At 66.8% G+C, this 19,957-nt stretch carries 19 protein-coding genes; 9 read left to right on the forward strand and 10 right to left on the reverse strand.

The window, feature by feature from the left end:
* Window positions 1-7 precede the first annotated feature (7 nt).
* The 4 genes from ACZK33_RS21510 to ACZK33_RS21525 form a co-directional block, all read right to left on the reverse strand.
* Window positions 8-595, reverse strand: a complete 588-nt coding sequence (locus ACZK33_RS21510) for an anthranilate synthase component II (protein ID WP_423174338.1) — start codon at window positions 593-595, stop codon at window positions 8-10.
* A 2-nt stretch (window positions 596-597) separates the two neighbouring features.
* Window positions 598-1,377, reverse strand: a complete 780-nt coding sequence (locus ACZK33_RS21515) for an SIMPL domain-containing protein (protein WP_329810371.1) — start codon at window positions 1,375-1,377, stop codon at window positions 598-600.
* Window positions 1,378-1,444: 67 nt separating this feature from the next.
* Window positions 1,445-2,920 (reverse strand): anthranilate synthase component I, encoded by a 1,476-nt coding sequence (gene trpE / locus ACZK33_RS21520; protein WP_049424043.1) that lies wholly within the window; start codon window positions 2,918-2,920, stop codon window positions 1,445-1,447.
* A 178-nt stretch (window positions 2,921-3,098) separates the two neighbouring features.
* The gene (locus ACZK33_RS21525) at window positions 3,099-5,456 is read right to left on the reverse strand and encodes a Tle-like phospholipase domain-containing protein (RefSeq protein WP_478453854.1); all 2,358 of its coding nucleotides are present in this window, start codon (window positions 5,454-5,456) and stop codon (window positions 3,099-3,101) included.
* Between ACZK33_RS21525 and ACZK33_RS21530 the strand changes: the two genes are divergently transcribed.
* The gene (locus tag ACZK33_RS21530; RefSeq protein WP_423174336.1) at window positions 5,382-6,425 is read left to right on the forward strand and encodes an ankyrin repeat domain-containing protein; all 1,044 of its coding nucleotides are present in this window, start codon (window positions 5,382-5,384) and stop codon (window positions 6,423-6,425) included. The genes ACZK33_RS21525 and ACZK33_RS21530 overlap by 75 nt on opposite strands.
* Before the next feature lie 15 nt (window positions 6,426-6,440).
* On the opposite strand, the gene yegS is transcribed toward ACZK33_RS21530, so the two are convergent.
* From yegS to ACZK33_RS21550, 4 genes are all read right to left on the reverse strand, one after another.
* On the reverse strand, window positions 6,441-7,376 hold the full coding sequence (gene yegS / locus ACZK33_RS21535; RefSeq protein ID WP_032127162.1) for a lipid kinase YegS: 936 nt from the start codon (window positions 7,374-7,376) through the stop codon (window positions 6,441-6,443).
* Window positions 7,377-7,656: 280 nt separating this feature from the next.
* Entirely contained in the window at window positions 7,657-8,139 is a 483-nt protein-coding gene (locus ACZK33_RS21540) for a GNAT family N-acetyltransferase (protein ID WP_189720152.1), read from the reverse strand.
* A 59-nt stretch (window positions 8,140-8,198) separates the two neighbouring features.
* Window positions 8,199-8,873, reverse strand: a complete 675-nt coding sequence (rpe, locus tag ACZK33_RS21545; protein WP_032127160.1) for a ribulose-phosphate 3-epimerase — start codon at window positions 8,871-8,873, stop codon at window positions 8,199-8,201.
* A 30-nt stretch (window positions 8,874-8,903) separates the two neighbouring features.
* The gene (locus ACZK33_RS21550; RefSeq protein WP_005411327.1) at window positions 8,904-9,233 is read right to left on the reverse strand and encodes a J domain-containing protein; all 330 of its coding nucleotides are present in this window, start codon (window positions 9,231-9,233) and stop codon (window positions 8,904-8,906) included.
* A 141-nt stretch (window positions 9,234-9,374) separates the two neighbouring features.
* Here ACZK33_RS21550 and ACZK33_RS21555 point away from each other — a divergent pair, with 141 nt between their 5' ends.
* The 8 genes from ACZK33_RS21555 to ACZK33_RS21590 all read left to right on the forward strand — a co-directional run bounded on the left by ACZK33_RS21555 (window position 9,375) and on the right by ACZK33_RS21590 (window position 17,421).
* Window positions 9,375-10,301, forward strand: coding sequence for a phosphoribosylaminoimidazolesuccinocarboxamide synthase (locus ACZK33_RS21555; protein WP_032127159.1), 927 nt, complete (start codon window positions 9,375-9,377; stop codon window positions 10,299-10,301).
* Window positions 10,302-10,676: 375 nt separating this feature from the next.
* Entirely contained in the window at window positions 10,677-11,162 is a 486-nt protein-coding gene (locus ACZK33_RS21560; protein ID WP_005411329.1) for an Mpo1 family 2-hydroxy fatty acid dioxygenase, read from the forward strand.
* Window positions 11,163-11,495: 333 nt separating this feature from the next.
* Entirely contained in the window at window positions 11,496-14,327 is a 2,832-nt protein-coding gene (locus ACZK33_RS21565; protein ID WP_423174335.1) for a monovalent cation/H+ antiporter subunit A, read from the forward strand.
* A complete protein-coding gene (locus ACZK33_RS21570) occupies window positions 14,327-14,719 on the forward strand; it encodes a Na+/H+ antiporter subunit C (RefSeq protein WP_423174334.1) in 393 nt (130 codons plus the stop codon). The genes ACZK33_RS21565 and ACZK33_RS21570 overlap by 1 nt, the downstream gene beginning before the upstream one ends.
* Window positions 14,716-16,251, forward strand: a complete 1,536-nt coding sequence (locus ACZK33_RS21575; protein WP_423174333.1) for a monovalent cation/H+ antiporter subunit D — start codon at window positions 14,716-14,718, stop codon at window positions 16,249-16,251. The genes ACZK33_RS21570 and ACZK33_RS21575 overlap by 4 nt, the downstream gene beginning before the upstream one ends.
* Window positions 16,248-16,754: a Na+/H+ antiporter subunit E gene (locus ACZK33_RS21580; RefSeq protein WP_049401676.1), complete on the forward strand. Its 507-nt coding sequence runs from the start codon at window positions 16,248-16,250 to the stop codon at window positions 16,752-16,754. The genes ACZK33_RS21575 and ACZK33_RS21580 overlap by 4 nt, the downstream gene beginning before the upstream one ends.
* Complete coding sequence (locus ACZK33_RS21585; protein WP_005411334.1) at window positions 16,751-17,035, forward strand: K+/H+ antiporter subunit F; 285 nt, start codon at window positions 16,751-16,753, stop codon at window positions 17,033-17,035. Before ACZK33_RS21580 ends, ACZK33_RS21585 begins: the two co-directional genes overlap by 4 nt.
* Entirely contained in the window at window positions 17,032-17,421 is a 390-nt protein-coding gene (locus ACZK33_RS21590) for a Na+/H+ antiporter subunit G (RefSeq protein WP_049401677.1), read from the forward strand. Before ACZK33_RS21585 ends, ACZK33_RS21590 begins: the two co-directional genes overlap by 4 nt.
* A gap of 750 nt (window positions 17,422-18,171) precedes the next feature.
* On the opposite strand, the gene ACZK33_RS21595 is transcribed toward ACZK33_RS21590, so the two are convergent.
* Both ACZK33_RS21595 and ACZK33_RS21600 read right to left on the reverse strand, forming a co-directional pair.
* Window positions 18,172-19,137 (reverse strand): sodium:calcium antiporter, encoded by a 966-nt coding sequence (locus ACZK33_RS21595; protein ID WP_423174332.1) that lies wholly within the window; start codon window positions 19,135-19,137, stop codon window positions 18,172-18,174.
* A gap of 73 nt (window positions 19,138-19,210) precedes the next feature.
* The gene (locus ACZK33_RS21600; protein WP_032127152.1) at window positions 19,211-19,864 is read right to left on the reverse strand and encodes a hypothetical protein; all 654 of its coding nucleotides are present in this window, start codon (window positions 19,862-19,864) and stop codon (window positions 19,211-19,213) included.
* Window positions 19,865-19,957: the final 93 nt, after the last annotated feature.

Genomic DNA, 19,957 nt, shown 5'->3' on the forward strand with positions numbered 1-19,957 from the left:
CCTTGGATCAGGCCGCCGGACGCTGCAGGAAATTGCGCAGCAGGGCGTGGCCATGTTCGGTGAGGATGGATTCGGGATGGAACTGCACGCCTTCCACCGGGAACTGGCGGTGGCGCAGGCCCATGATCTCTTCGATCGAGCCGTCGTCGTTCTCGGTCCAGGCGGTCACTTCCAGCACCTCGGGCAGGCTGTTCTTGTCCACCACCAGCGAGTGGTAGCGGGTGGCCTGGTAACAGTCCGGCAGGCCGGCGAACACGCCCTTGCCTTGATGGCGGATGGGCGAGGTCTTGCCATGCATGATGTTGCCGGCGCGGATGACCGTACCGCCGTAGACCTGGCCGATGCCCTGGTGGCCCAGGCACACGCCGAGGATCGGCGTGGTCGGGCCCAGGCGCTGGATCAGCTCCAGCGACACGCCCGCTTCGTTGGGCGTGCACGGGCCGGGCGAGATGACGATGCGTTCGGGCTTCTGCGCGGCGATCTCGTCCACGCTCATCGCATCGTTGCGCACCACCTTCACCTCGGCGCCCAGCGTCTGCAGGTACTGCACGAGGTTGTAGGTGAAGCTGTCGTAGTTGTCGATCATCCACAACATGGTCAGGTTCCGTCGCTTATCAGGAAAATGGCGTACACGTTTTCGGTGTAGGTGATGGGGCCGGCTTCGATGGATTCGCGCAGGCGTGAGCCAGTGGTCTCGATCATGTCCATCTGCGCCGCAGGTGACGGCGGCGATGGCGGTGTCACCATGTCGTCGCTTCTGGGCCAATTGCCCGCCTGCACGCCATAGGCGAAGTTCGGCGCCACATCGGAGATGCTGTACAGCCCGATCAGCTTCGTGCCGTAGGCATTGGCAAGGCCCTGCGCGGATTGGCGCGTCGACGCGGCGGCCTCACCCTTGAGTTCGCGCCGCAGCGCCACTTCACCCGAGTAGGTCGGGGCCACGCTGCTGACCTGCAGGTTCTCGTTGGCCTTCAGTGCACCCAGCACGTCCTGCATCGCCTTCACGCTGGCGAAGCTGGCACGCAGCTGGCGCGACACGCGGGTGCCGACGAAGACCTGCCGGTTCTGCTCATAGCGGGTTGCCGGGCCGATCCGCAGATTGTCCGCACGCACGCTGCCCTCCACCGCCTTGTGCTGCTTGAACAGCGCCAGCACGCGCGCGACGTTGTCCTGCACGCGGCGGCGCGCGGCGTCGGCATCCATGTCGGTCTCTTCGATGTTCAACTGCAGGCCGAACCGGTCGGGCATCACCTCGCGGCGCGCCTCGCCCTTCACCAGCAGGTGCGGCTGCGAGGGAATGGTATTGGCCTGCGCCCACGCAGACGGGGCCATCGTGGCCAGCAGCGACGACCACAGCAATGCGCTCAGCAGCTTCATGCGGTACTCCTTGTCTTGAACGGGAACGGCGGAACGACCACGGCGCAGCGGCCGTGGCGAGGCAGGCTTACAGGCCCTTGGCGGCCTGGGCGACGGCGCGGAACAGCGCGCGGCCCTTGTTCATCGTCTCGTCCCATTCCTTGTCCGGGTCCGAGTCGTAGACGATGCCGGCGCCGGCCTGCACATACAGGCGGCCATCCTTGATCACGGCGGTGCGGATCGCGATCGCGGTATCGGCATCGCCGTGCCAGCCGATGTAGCCGATGCTGCCGGCGTAGACATTGCGCTTGATCGGTTCCAGCTCGCGGATCACTTCCAGCGCGCGGATCTTCGGCGCACCGCTGACCGTGCCGGCCGGGAAGGTGGCACGCAGCACGTCGGCATAGCTCAGGCCCGGCTGCAGCTGCCCGGTCACTTCGCTGACGATGTGCATGACGTGGCTGTAGCGCTCGATCACGAACTGCTCGCCCACTTCCACGGTGCCGGCCTTGGACACGCGACCAGCATCGTTACGGCCGAGGTCGATCAGCATCAGGTGCTCGGCGCGCTCCTTCGGATCGGCCAGCAGCTCGGCTTCCAGCGCCAGGTCCTGTTCGACAGTGGCACCGCGCGGCCGGGTGCCAGCGATCGGACGCACCGTCACTTCGCCATCCTGCAAACGCACCAGGATTTCCGGCGAGGAACCGACCACCTGCAGGTCGCCGACATCGAGGAAATACATGTAGGGCGACGGGTTCAGTGCACGCAGCGCACGGTACACATCCACCGGGCGCGCTTTGAACGGCACGCTCAGGCGCTGGCTCAGCACCACCTGGAAGATGTCGCCGGCACGGATGTATTCCTTGCTGCGCTGGACCGCATCGACGAAGCCTTCGCGGGTGAACCCGGAGACGAAATCGGACTCGTCCAGCACGTCGCTGTTGAGCGGTGCGGGATAGCCGGCCCCCGGTGCGCGCAGCTTGGCGGTCAACGCATCCAGGCGTGCCTGGGCCTGCTCGAACGCACCCTCGACACGCGGGTCGGCATGCACGATCAGGTACAGCCGGCCCTTGAGGTTGTCGAACACCGCCAGCTCGTTGGAATCCAGCAGCAGGATGTCCGGCGTGCCCAGCTCATCGCGGCCAGCCGGCGGGGCCAGGCGCGGCTCGATGTAGCCGATGCACTCGAAGCCGAACCAGCCGACCAGGCCGCCGGTGAAGCCCGGCAGGCCTTCCAGCTTCGGCACCGAGTGGGCGCTGCGCAGCGCCTCGACTTCGGCGAACGGGTCGGCCACCTCGCGTGTGTCCACCACCTGGCCGTCTTCGCGCACGGTCAGCGTGTGGCCGTGGAAGGCGTACACGCGGCGCGCCGGCAGGCCGATGATCGAGTAACGACCAAAGCGCTCGCCGCCTTCGACGGATTCAAACAGGTAGGTATTGGGGCCGTCGGCGAGCTTCAGATAGACCGAAAGCGGCGTGTCCAGGTCGGACAGCACTTCACGGACGACGGGAATATGGGTGTGGCCTTCAGCGGCCTGCAGCTGAAACTGAGCGTGCGAGTTCAAGACGACTTTCCTTCCGGGACACAGCGTTATGGGGGCGGACGACGGCAACGGGCCACCATCGCCACCAACGGCGTGCGGAAGAAAGGGTATGCGGGGTCGTCAGGCTGGACACCCCTTGACTGTATCGCAGCCGGGGCGGGAGGGGAACCCCGTCGCGGCGTCGCGGTTCATTCGGCCATTAGCCCATCCGCCGGGCGTTCTCCTGGGCCTCCAGCCCCTGTTGCTGGGCCAGTCCGGCTGCCGTCGCCTGTTCGCGACCGGTGTTCAGGGCGTCAACCTGCGCCGTGCTCACGGCCAGCGGCTGGGCCATGCCGGCCGCCACGTCCACATGCGCATGTCGGCGGTGGGCCGCCTGCAGATCCGGGGTGTCGACCGCGAATGCCCGCGTGCGGTCGTCACTGAGCAGCACATGGGAGATGGCCTGCAACCCTTCGCGCTTGGCCTGCACAGCCAACGCCCCGGCCAGCTGATCGCTCTGCAGGTTCGGGATGCGGCCATGTGCCACATCGAGGCCGTGCACGCCGGTCTGCGCGCCCTTGAACAGATGGAAATCGATGTGCCCCGGATCGTTCAGCGCGGGTATCTTCCGCCCCCCCTCCTGCAGCTGCGCATGCGGCCGTCCAAGCAGCTTGCGCGCGGCCGCCTCCTGGCTCGCGATTGCCGCGTCGAGACTGGGGTTCATCGTCTCGCTCATGCCATGCCGGTCCACCGACTCCCCCATGGTCGCACTGCCGCGCCCGATCACCCACGACGTCTTGGCCAGGTTGACCAGGTTCTGCGGCAGTGCCGGCGTGGGCAGGTGGGTGGCAATGCCCTTGTTGGCCATCGCGCCCAGCCCGACGGTGCCGGCCAGCACGGCCGGCGCCTGCGAGGTCAGCCCGGTGATCTGATGGCTGCTCCAGTTCATGCCCATGTGGAAAGTCGCGCCGTACACGGCATAGCCGTTGCGCAGCCCATTGGCCACGCCATGCACGCCCTGCTGCAGTTGGCCGCCCAGATGATGGCCGCCGGCACGGATGCGGCCGGCATCCGCCGCCGCTTCACGGGTGGCTTCACGGGCCTTGGTTTCGTGTTGATTGCGCGCCGCATCACCGTGCTCACGCATCTGTCTGGCCATGTCGTCGGCACCGAGCGCACCCAGCACGCTGGCCCCGATGTTCCAGCCGTAACTGCCCTTGGCCTGCACGCGGTGGCTGACCGATTCGACCAGACCCTGCAGCTCGCGACCCTTGGCAATGACCGTCGCACCGCCTTCGATGCCCACCCGCATGCTCTTGCCACCGTAGTCGACCACGGTGCCGATCGCATTTCCCTGCAGGGTCGACGCACGCTCGACGGCCACGCCGGACAAGCTCATGCCCCGGCCCGCCAGCGCGCCGACCTGCTCGACATGTTCACCGGCAACCCGTCCGGCACGCATGCCGCGCGCACCTGCGATCAGCACCTCGGCCAGCGGGCCACCGTATTCGGCAAGCTGGCTTGGCGCTTCTCGATGGCGGCGGTCCACCACCTTTCCGTTCACTTCGGTCTTGGCGTCCAGCAACAGTTCCATCCTGCCCGCGGCCACCGGAACATTGCGCAATGCCTCTGCCCCGGATTTCGACGCCAGCTGGTCAACCAGCTGGGCCGTGGCCGTCTGCGCACCCGCCGGCATCATCTCCTGCAGCTTGCGGGTAACCATCTGCTGCACGCCGGGCTGACGCAGCAGCTGGCTGGTCTCGCTGGCCAACAGGCCAAAGCCCTGCCGGTGATACTCGTTGAGCCGCTTCAATCCGTTCTGCACATCGTTGAGCACTTCACCCGACGTCTGGTAGGTGTGCACCGTGTCGCGCGTGTTGAACACCGGCAATCCGTGGGATTTCGCGTAGCGATCGGCGGTGGCCGGATGCAGCCCCGCCGAATTGAAGGTGGTCGCACGTACACCGGTAACCGCCGAAGCGGCAGAGGCCATGCCGCCGCCAAGCGAATGACCAGCGAGTTCAAAGTGGGTATCAGAGGTCTTCAAGCGACTCGCCAGTGCCATGGCCCGATCGTAGTAGTCACTCTGCATGCCTACGCCCTGGCGTCCATTGTTGAGGAAATCCTCGCCTCCGGATTCACGCCGCCCGCCTTTCGCCCGGGGATCGATGATTTCGCCCGTTGATCCCTTGAACACCAGCACCGGCTTGGCGTCATCACCGAACACCCTTTTGTCCGGAATGTAGATCTCTGCGCGAAAACCCGAGTCGTTCGGCCGCATCAGCTTCTTCAGGTCGGCCGCTCCCAGGCTGATGCCCGCCGCTTTGAGCGTGTCCGGGTCGGTCACGGCACTGGCTCGCGTCCACCCGACCGGCGGCTCACCTTTGCCCTTTGCCGAGGCATACACATCATCAGCAAGCGAACCCAGCTCGCGGGCGTGATAGGTCTCGCGCAAGCGCGCCGCCTCGGTGGCATGTCCACCTCCCTGCAGTTGCTCGACCAGGTGCTGCTGCGCCTGGACGCTCTTGGCGCGGGCCTGCAACAGGCGTTCCTGCTGCTCGGGATCGTGACCGCTCATGGCAGACTCCATTGCTCATCAGTGAAGACACGGTCATCCAGGACCTGCTGGAATGACCACGGCCAACGCTATCATCCCCCGAACGCGTCCATGTCAAGGGATCACATGCACCGTCACCCTCACAGTTCCTTTACGCCATTTTCCTGCCTGGCGCTGATGCTGCTGATGCTGCTGAGCGCCTGCGCGCGCACGTCTTCACATGGCGCGGAGCGCTATTTCGAGGGCAAGGCACTTGAACTGGCCATCGCCGCCGAACAGGGTGATGCAGCGACGATCACGCGCCTGATCAAGACCGAAGGCGTGAACCCCGACAAGGAGTTCTCGAAGCAGGATGGCATTCCGCTCATCGCGTGGCCGTTGCGCGCACAGAACCTGGAAGGCCTGCGCGCGATGCTCGACAACGGCGCCGACCCGAATGCACGGCGTATTGAAACGCTGGACGGCGAGACGTTCCGCCACAACAACGCCATGGTCTATGCCGCGAAGATGGACGATCCGCGCTACCTGGCCCTGCTGCTGGATCATGGCGGCGACCCGGACACGCGCACCTCCAACACCGAAACGCTGCTGTTCCAGGCTTTCATTTCCGGCAACCTGTGGAAGAACATCCAGCTGCTGGTGGAGCGAGGCGCGCACGTCAACGAATCCAACATCGGCCGGGCCGATACCGTTCTCAGCTGGTACACCGGCCGTGGCGGCTTCGAGCAGGCTTACTGGCTGCTTGAGCATGGTGCGGACCCCACGATCGCATCGCCGTCATCGGCGCAACCAGGCGCGCCCGATCGGATGGCCATGGTCGAAGCCATCTACTGGGAAATCACCACACCGGACCTGCTGCCCTGGCAGAAGAAGTGCCAGCAGTGGCTGATCGATCACGGCATTGCGCGGCCGCCGCTGCCGCAGTACATCCGCGAGAAGCGCGAAGCATTCGGGTTCCCGGCGAAGGAGCAGGACATCCCCCCGTTGTAGGACTTCCGGTCCGGCTCAGCGCGGCTCGGACAACAGGGCACAGCCCACGGGCAGGTGCATCCGCACCCTGCCCGGCACGCACGCGATGCGGAACTGGCGCGCCTGTACCGGTTCGCCGTCCAGGTTGAGCGTCAACGGGCGCTCGGATTCCACCTGCAGCCACGGCAGGCGCGCGCGCGTTGCCAGCTGTTCCAGTGCGGCCTGGGTGCCCGACTTCAGCATCTGGCCGAGAGTGGCGGTGACTTCACCTTCCAGCTCCGGAAGCACCGTCACGTCCAGCTGCCCATCATCGATCAGCGCCTGCGGGCACAATTGCTGGCCACCACCGGCCTGGCGGCCATTGCCGATGCCGAGCGCGATGAAGTCGCCTTCCCACGCGAAATCCGGGCCCGACAGGCGCGCATGGATCGGCTCGATCCGCCCCAGCTTGGCAATGCCGGTGATCACGTAGGCCAGCCCGCCCAGCATCTTCTTCAGGCCGGCATCGGTCTCCACCGTCACCTGCGTGCCGAAGCCACCGCTGGCGAGGTTGGCGCACCACCATTGCGTGCCATCGGCGTCCACGCGCAGCAGATCGATGGCATGCGGCGTGGCCTGCCCGATCAAGGCCAAGGCCGCCTTCGGCTCGGTCGGGATGCCGGCCGCAGTCGCGAAGTCGTTGGCGGTGCCCATCGGGATCAGCGCCAGCGAGGGCAACGCATCTGCCGGCTCCTCACGATGCGCCAGTGTCTCGGCCACCGCGCTGAGCGTGCCGTCGCCACCGGCGGCCACGATCACGTCCACGCCATGATCGATCGCCTCGGCCACGTAGCGTTCGGCGTCACCGTCTTCCCAGGTCACCCGCACTTCCAGCTGCACGCCCTGCCCACGCCAATGACCGACCGCGTCGCGCAGCTCGTCATTGCCTGCGGATTTTCCGTTGAGGATCAGGCGCCAGCGCGGGGTGGTCATGCGGTGCTTCCAGGACGGGGGTGGCACAGGCTAGCAATGCGCCGTTTGTCCGCAGTGAATGTCACGCAGGTGTCATTCAGCTGCTGGAGAATGGAAGGCCATAGCAGGGACGACGGATGGAGGCAGGATCAGCCTCCCACGCATGCAGCGAGGCCACGCCAGTGATTGGCGTGGCTTTTTTTTGGTGCGTAGGGAGTGCGAACCAAGGTTCGCACCCACCGGGTTGCGGTTCGCGCACACCAGGTGGGTAGATCCACGCCATGCGTGGATGCACTTCGCCTCAGCCGTTGGCGAAATCGTGCAATGCCTGGCCCTGCAGCCGGTACACGGTCCACTCGTCCTGCGGCGTGGCGCCAGCGGCGGTGTAGAACTCGATGGCCGGGGTATTCCAGTCCAGCACCGACCATTCGAAACGACCGCAACCCTCGGCCACGGCCTGGCGTGCGATGTACTTCAGCAGCGCCTTGCCGGCACCGGCGCCGCGCTTTTCCTGGCTGACATACAGGTCTTCCAGGTAGATGCCCTTGCGGCCCAACCAGGTGGAGTAGTTGTAGAAATACACGGCGTAACCAATGGGCTCGCCGTCGGCTTCGCAGATCAGCGCGCGGGCCGTGGCATCGGCGCCGAACAGGCTTTCGGCGATGCCGATCTCATCGGTCTGCACCGAGTGCTCGGCCTTCTCGTAGATGGCCAGTTCGCGGATGAACTGCAGGATCAGACCGGCATCGGCCACAGTGGCCGGACGGATGTTCAACAGAGCCATGGGCGGAAAAGGGAGACGGAGGGAATCAGGCGAGCTTAATCCCCTCCGTCCCTTTTTTGTCAGCGTGCCGCAGCGACATTCGCGCGCATCTGCGCGATCACGTCCTGGTAGCTGGTCTTGGCGTTGAAGATGGCCGAACCGGCAACGAAGGTGTCGGCACCGGCAGCGGCGATCTCGCCGATGTTGTCGGCCTTCACGCCGCCGTCGATCTCCAGGCGGATGTCCTTGCCGCTGGCATCGATCATCTTGCGCACCACGCGCAGCTTGTCCAGCGCCGAGGGAATGAAGGCCTGGCCGCCGAAGCCCGGGTTGACCGACATCAGCAGCACCAGATCCAGGTCGTCCAGTACCCAGTCGAGGATGTCCACCGGCGTGGCCGGATTGAGCACGATGCCCGGCTTGCAGCCCAGCGAGCGGATCAACTGGATGGTGCGGTGCACGTGGCGGCTCGCTTCCGGGTGGAAGCTGATGTAGGTGGCACCGGCTTCGGCGAAGTCCGGGATGATGCGGTCCACCGGCTCGACCATCAGGTGCACGTCGATCGGCGCGGTGACGCCGTGCTTGCGCAGCGCCTGGCAGACCATCGGGCCGATGGTCAGGTTCGGCACGTAGTGGTTGTCCATCACGTCGAAGTGGACCCAGTCCGCGCCGGCGGCGAGGACGTTGTCGACTTCCTCGCCGAGGCGGGCGAAGTTGGCGGACAGGATGGAGGGGGCGATGAGGCAGTTGGACATGGCCGGGCCTTGCAACGGTAGGAAAGAGGGTCAGCGCTTGCGCAGGGTCTTGATGCGGTCGTAGGCGGCGTTGATCCGCCGCGACTTCTGCTCGGCCTGCTGCTGCAGCTCGGGGGCCGCGCCGCCGAGCTTGTCGGGGTGGTACTGGGAAATCAGCTTGCGGTAGGCGCGCTCGACCTCGGCATCGGTGGCCTCGGAGGTCAGCCCCAGCTCCCGGTACGGGTTCTCCTTGTTCAGGCGGAACCAGTCCGAATCGAAGGCATGGCCGATCAACAGGCCGACCACCGCGCCAAACAGCGGATTGGGCCGGAACAGCAGGGCGCCGGCGATGAATCCGAGCAGTTTTCCGTACCAGCGCATGGCGCTCCGGGGTCGGCCGACGAAATGGATGCTCATTTTACGTCACAGCGGGCCCGGACGGCTTTACACTAGGCCGCCCGCTGGTCAGCGGGCCCGCCGGGTCCGTTGGGCAGCCGTATCGACAACGCCCCAGGAGTGCCCGTGCCAACCACGCTGTTGCAATCCGATCTCCCCGGCCTGCCCTTGCGCCATCGCGGCAAGGTGCGAGATGTGTTCGATATCCCGCGCGAGCGGCTGCCAGCAGGGACCCCGCCGGGCGACTACCTGCTGATGGTGGCCACCGATCGCCTGTCGGCGTTCGACGTGGTCCTGCCCGACCCGATTCCGGGCAAGGGCGAGATGCTCTGCCAGGTCTCCAACTTCTGGTTCGCCAAGACCGCGCACCTGATGCCCAACCACCTGACCGGCATCGACGTGGCCAGCGTGCTGCCCGAAGGCGTGGACCCGGCCCTGTACGCCAAGCGCGCGGTGGTCACCCGCAAGCTGAAGCCGGTGCCGGTGGAAGCGATCGCCCGCGGCTACCTGATCGGCAGCGGCTGGAAGGACTACCAGCGCACCGGCAAGGTCAGCGGCATCGACCTGCCCGACGGCCTGCGCCAGGCCGAGCAGCTGCCCGAGCCGATCTTCACCCCCTCGACCAAGGCCGCCGTGGGCGACCATGACGAGAACATCGATTTCGATGCGATGGTGAAGCAGGTCGGTGCCGAGATGGCCGAGCGCGTGCGCGATGCCACCCTGCGCATCTACAAGTTCGCCGCCGAGTACGCCCGCGAGCGCGGCATCATCCTGGCCGATACCAAGTTCGAGTTCGGTACCGACGCCGATGGTCGCCTGTACATCATGGACGAGATGCTGACGCCGGATTCCTCGCGTTACTGGCCGGCCGACGAGTACGAAGTGGGCACCAGCCCGCCGAGCTACGACAAGCAGTTCGTGCGCGATTACCTGGAGACGCTGGACTGGGGCAAGACCGCCCCGGGCCCCACCATCCCGGCCGAGATCATCGAGCGCACCCGCGCCAAGTACGCCGAGGCGCTGCAGCGCCTGGCCGGGATCAGCGTCGACTGATGCCCTGCGCCCCCCCCGCCGGTCTGGCTGGGGGCGTTCTGAATGCGGTACTGCCGGCCGCTGGCCGGCAACCTCGCGAACCTGCAGCCAGGCATGGCCTGGCTCTACTGCCGGTTGCCTGGGGGTAGTGCCGGCCGCTGGCCGGCAACCTCGCGAACCTGCAGCCAGGCATGGCCTGGCTCTACTGACGGTTGCCTGGGGGTAGTGCCGGCCGCTGGCCGGCAACCTCGCGAACCTGCAGCCAGGCATGGCCTGGCTCTACTGCCGGTTGCCTGGGGTAGTGCCGGCCGCTGGCCGGCAACCTCGCGAACTCGGCTATGCTCTGGATTGCCGGCCAGCGGCCGGCACTACCGTTGTCCGAGGAAGCAACGCAGCATGCAGACATCCACCGAGCTTGCGCGGCCGATCGACCGCTATTTCGCCAGCTACTCCGACGACCACCGCAATGTGATCAACCAGCGCATCCACGTGGTGGCAGTGCCGGCGATCCTGTGGTCGGTGGTGGCCCTGCTGTGGTGCCTGCCGCCGCTGATCACCTGGTTCCAGTACGGCATCTGGTCAGCGTTCGCGATGTTCAGCGCCTGGTGCTTCTACAACAAGCTGTCGCGCCCGCTGGGCATCGGCATGCTCATCCAGTTCTTCGTATTCGGCTGCCTATGCCGCCTGCTGGAGGCCGAGATCGGCCTGCATAACCTGTTCTGGCTGGCGGTGGGTGTATTCGTTGTGGCCTGGATCGCCCAGTTCATCGGTCACAAGTTCGAGGGCCGCAAGCCCAGCTTCCTGACCGACCTGACCTACCTGCTGATCGGCCCGGCCTGGGTGATGGCCAAGTTCTACCGCAAGCTCGACTGGCGCTACTGACCTACCCGTGGCCGACGGTGCCCCTCGTTTCCTGAACGGGCAGATTCCGTCACCCGCACTCCACGACGGCCCTGCCAGCCTGCACCGGTGATCCGTTCCCCACCTCCCGCCCGTCGACGGCAGCCCCTGTGCGACAGGGCCTGCGGTCTCCCTGCGTGGGCGTAGGGTGTCCCCCGAGAGCAACCGGGGAGGGACCGCAGCAACGTGATGCTGCGCTGCAGAAAAAATGAATCAGCGGACGTTACATGCAATTGATCGCTGTTCGATGGGTTTCGGCGACATTTCGCAGCCTGTTATCCTCCCTGACCTGCTCGTGAATCATGGATTCCCTGCATGCTCCCCAGCCTGCCCCTGCTGCTGGCCCTGCCGTTCCTGATGGCAGCGGCTGTTGCGGCCTTCCCCCGTAGTTCGCGCTCGACTGCTGCCTGGCTGGCGGCGCTGGCGCCGTTGGGCGGGCTGGCCATCCTCGGCTGGCTGACCCCGTCGGTGCTCGACGGCCAGGTGGTGCGGACGATGGTCCCTTGGCTGCCGCAGATCGGCCTGGACTTCACCCTGCGCCTGGACGGCCTGGCCTGGATGTTCGCCGGGCTGGTGCTCGGCATCGGCGCGCTGGTGGTGCTGTATGCGCGCTACTACCTGAGCCAGCAGGACAACGCCCACCGCTTCTACTGCTACCTGCTGCTGTTCATGGGCGCCATGCTGGGCATGGTGCTGTCGGGCAACCTGCTGTTGCTGATGATCTTCTGGGAAATGACCAGCATCAGCTCGTTCCTGCTGATCGGCTTCTGGTCGCACCGCCAGGACGCCCGCGAAGGCGCGCGCATGGCGCTGGTGATCACCGGTGGCGGCGGCCTGGCCCTGCTCGGTGGTGTGCTGCTGATCGGCCGCATCGTCGGCAGCTTCGACCTGGACGTGGTGCTGGCCGCCGGCGAGCAGATCCGCGCCAGCGCGCTGTACCCCTACGCCCTGTTCCTGGTGCTGGCCGGCATCTTCACCAAGAGCGCGCAGTTCCCGTTCCACTTCTGGCTGCCGCACGCGATGGCGGCGCCGACCCCGGTCTCGGCCTACCTGCACTCGGCCACCATGGTGAAGGCCGGTGTGTTCCTGCTGGCGCGCCTGCACCCGGCGCTGGCCGGCAGCGACCTGTTCTTCTACACGGTCAGCGGCATCGGCGCGCTGACCCTGCTGATCGGTGCCTGGAATGCGATCTTCCAGCACGACCTGAAAGGCCTGCTGGCGTACTCGACCATTTCCCACCTGGGCCTGATCACCCTGCTGTTCGGCCTGTCCACGCCGATGGCGGTGGTGGCCGGCGTGTTCCACATCCTCAACCACGCCACCTTCAAGGCCTCGCTGTTCATGGCCGCCGGCATCATCGACCACGAAACCGGCACCCGTGACATGCGCAAGCTGGGTGGCCTGCGCAAACTGATGCCATTCACCAGCGCGCTGGCGATCATCGCCTCGCTGGCGATGGCCGGCATCCCGTTGCTCAACGGTTTCCTGTCCAAGGAAATGCTGTTCGCCGAAGCGCTGACCGCCGGTGGCGGCCCGGGCGCGATGCGCACGGCCGTATCGATCGCGGCGCTGCTGGCCGGTGTGTTCGGCGTGGCCTACAGCCTGCGCTTCGTGCACGACACCTTCTTCGGCCCCGGCCCGCACGACCTCGACCGCGTGCCGCATGAGCCGCCGCGCTGGATGAAGGTGCCGGTGGAACTGCTGGTGGTGATCTGCGTGGCGGTGGGCATCGCCCCGGCACTGACCGTGGCGCCAGTGCTGCATGCCGCTGCGGCCTCGATCCTCGGCAACGCCATGCCCGAGTACAGCTTGGCCGTATGGCACGGCTTCAACCTGCCGCTGGCGATGAGCGCGATCGGCGTGGTCGGTGGCGTGGCGCTGTACTTTGGCCTGCGCAGGCTGATCAATCTGCACGGGGTGGAAACCCGCACCACCGGCCGCAACGTGTTCCATGCGCAGCTGGATGCCCTTTCCGCGCTGGCCATGCGCCTGACCAACGGCATCGCCAATGGCAGCCTGCAGCGCATGCTGCTGGGCCTGGTGCTGGTGGCGATCGCGGTCGCCGCCGCGCCGTTCGTGGCCAACCCGGCCTCGCCGAACTGGACCGCGCCGCAGCCGATCCCGCTGCTGGGCTGGGTGCTGTGGCTGGTGATGATGGCCTGCGCCGTTGCCACCCTCCGTGTCTACAAGCAGCGCCTGCTGGCGGTGCTGCTGGTCGGCGGCGTCGGCCTGATGGTGGCGCTGACCTTCGTGTTCCTGTCCGCACCGGACCTGGCGCTGACCCAGCTGCTGGTGGAGATGGTGACCCTGGTGCTGATGCTGCTGGGCATGAACTACCTGCCCGCGCAGTCCGGGCCGGAGCGGCCGCGCTGGCGCAAGCGCCGCGATGCGGTGATCGCGATCATCGCCGGCGCCGGCCTGGGTGCACTGGCCTATTCGGCGATGACGCTGCCGCCGAACACCATGGCCGGCGAGCTGCTCGCCCGTGCCCTGCCCGAGGCCTACGGCCAGAATGTGGTCAACGTGATCCTGGTCGACTTCCGCGGCTTCGATACCTTCGGCGAGATCACCGTGTTCGGCATCGCCGCACTGGTGGTGCATGCGCTGCTGCGTCGCACGCGGATGGCGCCGGAGCAGATCATGCCCGGCCCACCGATCAAGCTGCCGGTGCCGGCCGACCTGGCCCAGATCATGTTCCCGCTGACCCTGACCGTATCGATCTTCCTGTTCCTGCGCGGCCACAACGCGCCGGGCGGTGGCTTCATCGCCGGCCTGGTGCTGGCGGTGCCGCTGCTGATCCAGTACGTGATCCAGGGCACCGCGTCGGTGGAGTCGCGCTTCGGCTTCGACTACATCCGCTGCATCGGCATGGGCCTGTTGATCGCCCTGCTCAGCGGCAGCGCGTCGATGCTGTTCGGCGTGCCGTTCCTGACCAGCGGCCACCTCGACCTGCACCTGCCGCTGATCGGCGACGTGCCGCTGGCGAGTGCGATCGGCTTCGACATCGGCGTCTATCTGGTGGTGTTCGGTGGCGCCATGCTGATGCTGTCGATGATGGGCACGATCAAGCCGTCGCGTACCCGCACTGCCCGCAAGGGTGAGATCGACCTGCAACGCCGTTCGGCACGCACCGGGGAGATGCACTGATGGAACTGGCCCTGGCTACCGCGATCGGCGTACTGACCGCCATCGGCATCTACCTGCTGCTGCGTGCGCGCAGCTTCGATGTGATCCTCGGCATGACCTTCCTGTCCTACGCCACCAACCTGCTGATCTTCGCCGGTGGCCGCGTGGTGCTGGGCAAGGCACCGGTGCTGCAGGAAGGCGTGGACAGTCACCTGGGCAACTACACCGATCCGCTGCCACAGGCGCTGGTGCTGACCGCGATCGTGATCGCCTTCGCGATGACCGCGGTCAGCATCGTGCTGGCCATGCGCAGCCGCAGCGACAACCACAGCGACCACGTGGACGCCCACGAGCCGGATGACGACCTGCAGGATGAGCGCATGCCGTCGCGCCAGGGCGAGGACCGCGCATGAACCACCTGGTGATCCTGCCCATCCTGATTCCGCTGCTGGGTGCTGCACTGTCGCTGTTCGTCGAACACCGCCGCTATGGCCCCAAGGTGCAGCGCGCGGTGGCCTGGACTGCGCTGTCGGCGCTGGCGCTGGCGGTGGGCCTGCTGTTTGCCGCCACCGCCAGTGGTGAGATCAACGTCTACCTGCTCGGCGACTGGCCGTCGCGTCTGGGCATCGCGCTGGTGGCCGACCGGCTGTCGGCGTGGATGCTGCTGACCACCCTGCTGCTGGCCATTCCCTGCCTGCTGCATGCCTGCTCGGGCTGGGACCGTCGCGCACCACACTTCCATGCACTGTTCCAGTTCCAGCTGGTCGGCCTGAATGGCGCATTCCTGACCGGCGACATCTTCAACCTGTTCGTGTTCTTCGAGGTGATGCTGATCGCCTCCTACGGCCTGCTGCTCAGTGGCGGCCGCGGCCTGCGCATGCGCATCGGCCTGCACTACGTGGTGTTCAACGTCACCGCCTCGACCCTGTTCCTGATCGCACTGGGCCTGCTGTACGCCTCGCTGGGCTCGCTGAACATGGCCGAGCTGTCACAGCGCATTGCCGAGGTGCCGCCGGCGCAGCTGACTCTGGTAAAGGCCACGATGGGCCTGTTGCTGCTGGTGTTCTGCGCCAAGGCTGCACTGATGCCGCTGTACCTGTGGCTGCCGGAAGCCTATTCGCGCGCACCGGCCGCCGTGGCCGCCCTGTTCGCGATCATGACCAAGGTCGGCCTGTACTCGGTGCTGCGCATCCAGATGCTGTGGTTCGGCGACGATGCCGGTGCGATGGCCGGCTACGGCCGCGACTGGCTGCTGTGGGCCGGCGTGGCAACGCTGGTGCTGGGCGGCCTCGGTGCGCTGGCCGCGACCCGCCTGCGGGTGCTGATCTCGTATCTGGTGATCGTCTCGGCAGCCACGCTGTTCATCGCCTTCTCGGTAGGCACGCCGCAGGTGCTGTCCGCCGGCCTGTACTACCTGCCACACAGCAGCTTCGTCGCCGCCGCACTGTTCCTGATTGCCGACCTGATCCGCCGCCGCCGCGGTGGCGCCAGCGACCGCAAGGAAGTGGTCGCGCCGATGCCGGGCAAGGAAACGCCGGCGGTGCTGTTCCTGATCGGCGCGGTGTCCGTGGCCGGCCTGCCGCCGCTGTCCGGCTTCCTGGCCAAGGCCGCACTGCTGGCCGGCATGCCGGCGCAGTACACCGCCCCGGTGTGGACGGCAGTGCTGGTGAGCAGCCTGCTGGTGATCATGGGCCTGACCCGAGGCGGCATCCGCCTGTTCTGGCGCGTGCCGCCGGTCGAGGCCGATGCACCGAAGCCGCGCAAGGCACGCCTGCGCCGGGTCGAGCTGTACGCGGCCTGCATCCTGCTGGCCTACGGCATCGGCATGACACTGGCCGCCGCGCCACTGATGCGCTACACCGACGCCACCGCCGCACAGCTGCTGCACCCCAGCGAGTACGTGCAGCAGTTGCGCGCGACCACGCCGGAGATCCGCCAGCCATGACCGCCCAGCGCTCCCTGTTCCGTCGCGTCATTCCCTCGCCGATGCTCAGCATCATGGTGGTGGCGTTCTGGCTGCTGATGTCCGACAGCTTCACCCTCGGCCAGTTCGTGCTGGGGCTGGTGCTGGGCGTGGTGGTGCCGCTGTTCGCCGCGCGCCTGGACCGCGAGTTCGCCCGCATCGGTACCCTGCGCCCGCTGCCCAAGCTGCTGTGCGTGACCCTGTGGGACATCCTGATGTCCAACATCCGCGTCGCCGTGCAGGTGCTGGGCCCGGAGAAGAACATCCATCCGGGCTTCATCTGGCTGCCGCTGGACATCGCCAACATCCACGGCATCGCCGCGCTGACCAGCATGATCACGCTGACCCCGGGCACGGTCTCGGCCGCGCTCAGTGACGACCGCAAGTTCCTGCTGGTGCACGTGCTGCACCTGGAGGACCCACAGGACCTGATCGATACGATCAAGCGCCGTTACGAGGCGCCGTTGATGGAGATCTTCCCATGACCGGTTTTGAAGTCATCCAGACCACCCTGGTGGTGTGCATGCACGTGGTCGGCCTGGCCATGCTGCTGGCCACCTGGCGCCTGCTGCGCGGGCCGACCGTGCCCGACCGCATCCTCGCGCTGGACACGCTGTCGGTGACCGCGATCGCCGAGCTGATGCTGTTCGGCATGTACCTCAACTCGCCGATCTACTTCGAGGCGGCGCTGATCATCGCCATGCTCGGCTTCGGCAGCACCGTGGTGCTGAGCAAGTTCGTGCTGCGCCGGGACATCGTCGAATGATCACCGCGATCCAGATCGGCCTGTCGATCCTGCTGCTGTTCGGCTGCTTCTTCATCCTGGTCGGTGCACTGGGCCTGGTGAAGCTGTCCACGTTCTTCAAGCGGCTGCACGCACCGACCAAGGCCAGCACACTGGGCGTGGGCTGCGTGCTGGTGTGCTCGGTGTGCTACCACATCTTCCTCGGCCAGGACCCGCAGCCGCGCGAGCTGCTGATCACCGTGTTCCTGTTCATCACCGCACCGATCAGCGCGCACATGATGGCCAAGGCCGCGCTGTCGCTGCTGATGGAAACCCGCCCCAGCCTGCCCGGCAACGAGCCGGCTGCTGAAGAGCAGCTGCCGCCGCCGGAACCGGTGCGGGAAGAAGAAACCACGCAGAACCGGTGAATCCGGTAGAGGCCGACCTTGGTCGGCGCTTTGTTTCCCTGAGTGCCAACCGAGGTTGGCAGCTACCGCATCATCAGTGGGTTGACCGATGGGTGCCGACCGTTGGTCGGCACAGAACCAACCGCATACACGCATGGCGTGGATCTGCCGACCGCAATGCCCGGTAGAGGCCGACCTTGGTCGGCGCTTTGCTCCCCGAGTGCCAAGCTACCGCATCATCGGTGGGTGGACCGGTGGGTGCCGACCGCTGGTCGGCACGGAGCCAACCGCATCCACGCATGGCGTGGATCTACCGACCGCAATGCCCGGTAGAGGCCGACCTTGGTCGGCGCTTTGCTCCCCGAGTGCCAACCAAGGTTGGCACCCACCGGGTGACCGGTGGTGGGTGCCGACCGATGGTCGGCACAGAACCAACCGCATCCACGCATGGCGTGGATCTACCGACCGTAATGCCCGGAGAGGCCGACCTTGGTCGGCGCTTTGCTCCCCGAGTTCCAACCAAGGTTGGCAGCTACCGCATCATCGGCGAGGTGACCGGTAGGTGCCGAGCTTGGTCGGCACGGAACCAACCGCATCCACGCGTGGCGTGGATCTACCGACTGCAATGCCCGGTAGAGGCCGACCTTGGTCGGCGCTTTGTTTCCCTGAGTGCCAACCAAGGTTGGCAGCTACCGCATCATCGGTGGGTTGACCGGTGGGTGCCGACCGTTGGTCGGCACGGAACCAACCGCATCCACGCGTGGCGTGGATCTACAACGCCGGGGCACCCACCAGCAGCAGCTCCAGCACGAACCAGCCCGCGAACGCGACCAGCAGGATCGCGCCTTCGCCGCGGCTGATCTTCAGATCGCCGCGCAGCATGGGGTACAGCACCAGTGCGAAGGCCAGCAGCGCCGGCAGTTCCAGGCGCACGAACGAGGCCGGCAGCGCCAGCGGCTGCAGTACGGCCATCGCACCAATCACCAGCAACAGGTTGACCACGCTGGAACCCAGCACGTGGCCCAGCACCATGTCGCCATGACCACGGCGTGCGGCAGCAATCGCGGTTGCCACCTCCGGCAGCGCGGTACCGATCGCGACCGGCAGCAGGCCGACCAGTAGCGGCGTCCAACCCAGTGCAGTACCGAAGTCCGCTGCGGCCCCCACCACCAGGCGTGCGCCCCAGTACAGGGCCAGCGCGGCGATCAGCACCCGCAGCACGTTCAACGGCAGGCTGGTGCGGCTCAGTGCGGATTCGGCGATGGCCGCCTGCGCCTCCGCGCTCTCGACGCGACCGCGGCGCAGCAGCAGCACCTGCACCACGATGAAGCCGGCCAGCAGCACGCCGCCCTCCCAGCGCGCCAGGCCACCATCAAGACCGAACAGGATCAGCAGCACGCCGGCCGCCAGCAGCGACCACCACAGCACCGTCTGCAGGCGCGCGCGCAGCAGCAGTGGCGCAGCCATGGCCGCCACGGCCAGGGTCAGGCCCAGGTTGACGATGCTGCTGCCCACCGCGTTGCCCAGCGCCAGCTCCGGCTGACCGACCGCCAGCGCGCGCGCGTTGACCGCCAGTTCCGGCAGCGAAGTGGTCACCCCGAGCAGCAACAGGCCAGCCGTGAACGGACTGGCCCCGAAACGTTGCGCCAGGCCGGACACGGCCTTGACGATGGAGTCCCCGCCCAGCGCCAGCAACAGCAGGCCGAGCAGGAACCAGGCAATGGCAATGGCGATCATCGAGCACTCCCCCAGCGGTCGTGGCGCGATTCTACGCTGGCCCCGCGCGCATGGCTGGGCCGTGGATCAAGGATCAACCACAGCCTTCCACATAATCGACCTGCGGGGTCTGCCCGACCCGCCACGCGCCGACCCGACCGTCCGCACCGAGCGCGAAGTCGATCACCGCCCCACCCTCCTGCGCCGGACGCACGCGCAGGTGCTGGGCCTTCTCGTCGTACTTGTCGGGGCCGACGTCACCGCGCTCGGGGTACAGCACCTGCAACTCGCCCAGGGTCATGCCGACCTTGCCGCCGCCCGGTGCGATGATGTCGGCGCTGCGCACGTCGTAGCGCACCAGCTTGCGGCCCTCGATCATCAGGCGCGGGTCTTCGGCATTCTGCGGTCGCAGGAAATAGCAGCCATCGTTGCTGTCGTCGGCCGGCAGCGGTTTGCCACTGGCATCGGTGCCCAGCCCCTGCAACGGCGCGCCGAAGCCACTGCGGACCTCAGCGATGCCGGCGCCCAGCTTCGCGCCGGCGAAGCCCTCCAGGTGCGCGGGACTGTCCTCGCGGCGGTCATTGGCTGGACGGGCTGCCAGATCAGGATCCGTCGACTGCGCGGGCCCCGTCGCCGAGGCGGTTTCGGCCGGGGTATCGCTGCCGCTGCCGGCCGCCCCCTGTTTGTCCTGGCCGCCGCAGGCGGTGAGCGAAAGGAGCAACAGACCAGCAAGCGGAAGGTGCTTCATCGGTGCGGTTCCCTGGCACGAAGGTGGCTGCACGCTAGCCCATCCTGTGTGCAGGCGCTGCATTGTCATCGCGGTTTCATCGCCTTCGTTCAG

The sequence above is a fragment of the Stenotrophomonas sp. 86156_Sma genome (assembly GCF_056481625.1).